This window comes from Streptococcus sp. HSISS2 (assembly GCF_000448665.1).
Lineage (GTDB): Bacteria > Bacillota > Bacilli > Lactobacillales > Streptococcaceae > Streptococcus > Streptococcus raffinosi.
The window spans coordinates 631,205-633,854 of sequence record NZ_CM002133.1 but is presented as its reverse complement, the minus strand read 5'-3'; the positions used below and the strand labels follow the sequence as shown (position 1 = coordinate 633,854).

Genomic DNA, 2,650 nt, shown 5'->3' with positions numbered 1-2,650 from the left:
CAAATCCGTGCTGGTCTGCTTGCCTTCCATCCAGATAATCTTCATGATGCGCCATTCCGCATTAGAAATTTGCATGGCTTCTCCTTTCAAAATCTACATTTGTAAACCTTATGATGTTATTTTACACCTAAGATTTACATTTGTCAACCAAAAGTTTAAAAAAATCTTCCTTTGAAGATTTGTCTGGTTGGGCTTTTTTCGCTCCCTATTTTTATCTCCCTAAATTGTCAAATTAAGTTAGATTTTTCATGCAACTCAGAAAAACTTGGTATGGTGTTTGATAATTCAAAGACATTCTAGGAATTCCATTTCTTTTATCAGCTGTAGCTGATAAATAATTTTGAGAAATATTAGTAAAATCCATTTGTTTAGGTAGTCCATTTCGTCTTAATAATCCATTAGAATGTTCATTGAGACCTTGTTGCCCAGGACATCCTGGATCCGCAAAGAAAATATCAATGTCGTGAGCATTTGAAAAAGATTTCCAATTAGAAAATTCTTTCCTGCAATCAAAAGTGGTTGACTTAAAGAGGTGGCTGGGGACTTGAGACAACCATTGATTGATGGAAGTCTCAATATCACTTTCTTTCCGTCCATTGGTTTTCAGTGTGATGATGGCTTTTGAGCAGCGTTCTACTAAGGTAATGACTGCACTTTTGTTCTTTTCACCCACAATTGCATCTCCTTCTTGATAACCGAATTCCGTCTTAAAATCGGGATAACTGTCTGCTCTCTCACGCAAATCGCTACGAAACGCTTGTTTTCCTCGTTTTTCGCTATGACCATTTGGTTTTCTTTAGCCTTTCCAAGGGAAATCCTCTTTCTTTAAAATACCACGGTCTGCTAGTCGATAGAGAGTTCTCATAGAACAAGAAACCCTATCTGGATAAGTTCCTTTAATGACATCAAGGCTCCAATTTTGTTCTAAATGAGTTTGGAAAAATCTTTTTCTGATTGCGTAAGACTTGTTTTATTCCGACCACAACGTTTCTTATTGACTTTATAACGGTTATAGTAATTATATGCAGAGTGCCCCTCTTTCAGATAGTTGATGACATTGTAGATTGTCTGTTTTGATCATCCAAGTGAAGTTACAATATCTGAAACTTTTAAGTTTTCTTGATAGTAAGCCTCTATCATTACAAACTCGTTTGTGATAAGATGAGTATAAGTCATTTATGTAAGTTCCTTTCAGACAAATGTGGTGTTTATCTGGCCTTACATAGATGGCTTTTTCTGTCTAGCTTAATTTTACAAATTGGGGATTTTAAAAATTTTATGTACACCAAGTTAAAAGTCTAGTAGAAACAATTCTACTAGACTTTTCGTTACTCTATCACAATCATAGCCTTGATGGTCTTGCGTTCATCCATATCTTTATAGGCCTGATTAATATCTTCCAATTTATAACTTGTCGTAAAGACTCGGCCTGGATTGATGTCGTCATCAAGAACAGCCTTGAGCAAGAACTGCTTGTCATAAGTAGTGACAGAGGCTGGTCCGCCACCAATCGTTGTATTTTGTCCAAAGGTTGATCCAATGGCACGGTTTTCATAGTGTGGAACACCAACAAATCCCATTCGACCACCATTGTGAAGGACTCCAAGGGCCTGATCTACCGCTGCTTCTGTACCGACACACTCAAGAGCTGCATCTGCTCCTCCACCAAGGATTACACGGACTTTGGCAATGCCTTTTTCGCCACGTTCAGCAACAACTGCAGTTGCACCTGACTCCAAAGCCATTTTTTGACGATATTCGTGACGACTCATAAGGACAATTTGTGAAGCACCACGCATCTTAGCTGCGATGACAGCACATTGACCAACAGCCCCATCTCCGATAACGACCGCCTTGTCACCCTTTTGCACATTAGCCACACGTGCCGCATGGTAACCTGTCGGCATAACATCTGCTAACGTCAAGAAGGATTTGAGCATAGCTTCTGTATAATCAGATGGTTGGCCAGGAATTTTGACAAGGGCCCAGTTAGCAAAGTGGAAACGGATATACTCAGCCTGAACGCCACCAGACCAGTTATTGCTCGGGTGGTTATCACAAGAACCGTCAAAACCAGCACGACAAGCATCACAATGTCCACAACCGTGTGTGAAAGGGGCAATGACAAAGTCACCTGGTTTTACTGTAGTAACTTCCTCACCAACTTCTTGGACAATTCAGATAGCCTCATGACCACTATTTCCATGTCCCTCTTCGATTTCTGGATTGCGGTAACTCCAAAGATCAGAGCCACAAACGCAAGTACGTACTATCTTGATAATGGCATCATCTGCTGCCACGATATGCGGACGATCAATTTCTTCTAGACCAACCTGCCCAGCTTTGGTATAAACTGCTGATTTCATTTAATAACCTCTATTCTTTTGTTTCTGATAGTATATACTTTTTAACAAGAAATCGCTCACATCAAACACTCCCTATTACGGTCATATTTAGTTACTTAATCATATTTTTTCCATACTTCTTTTCAAGCATTTTCTTAACTAGATATGGCATTTTGACATTCTCTCGACCTTTTTTAGCAATCAATTTTTTGACGAAATCAGGCATCTGAATGTCTTCTTCCTCTTCTAAAATCTGTCCTGTGTTTGAAGGGGCTTCCAACTCATCAAAAGTCTCTAGTTGAGGT

At 39.3% G+C, this 2,650-nt stretch carries 4 pseudogenes; all 4 read right to left on the bottom strand.

Going from position 1 to position 2,650, the window contains the following annotated elements:
- A pseudogene (locus HSISS2_RS10725) lies at positions 1-75 on the bottom strand (CopY/TcrY family copper transport repressor); the annotation flags it as partial.
- A 157-nt stretch (positions 76-232) separates the two neighbouring features.
- Positions 233-1,065: pseudogene (locus HSISS2_RS02955) on the bottom strand (IS30 family transposase).
- Positions 1,066-1,328: 263 nt separating this feature from the next.
- Positions 1,329-2,366 (bottom strand): annotated as a pseudogene (locus HSISS2_RS02950) (alcohol dehydrogenase catalytic domain-containing protein).
- 91 nt (positions 2,367-2,457) lie between these two features.
- Positions 2,458-2,650: pseudogene (locus tag HSISS2_RS10720) on the bottom strand (ferrochelatase); the annotation flags it as partial.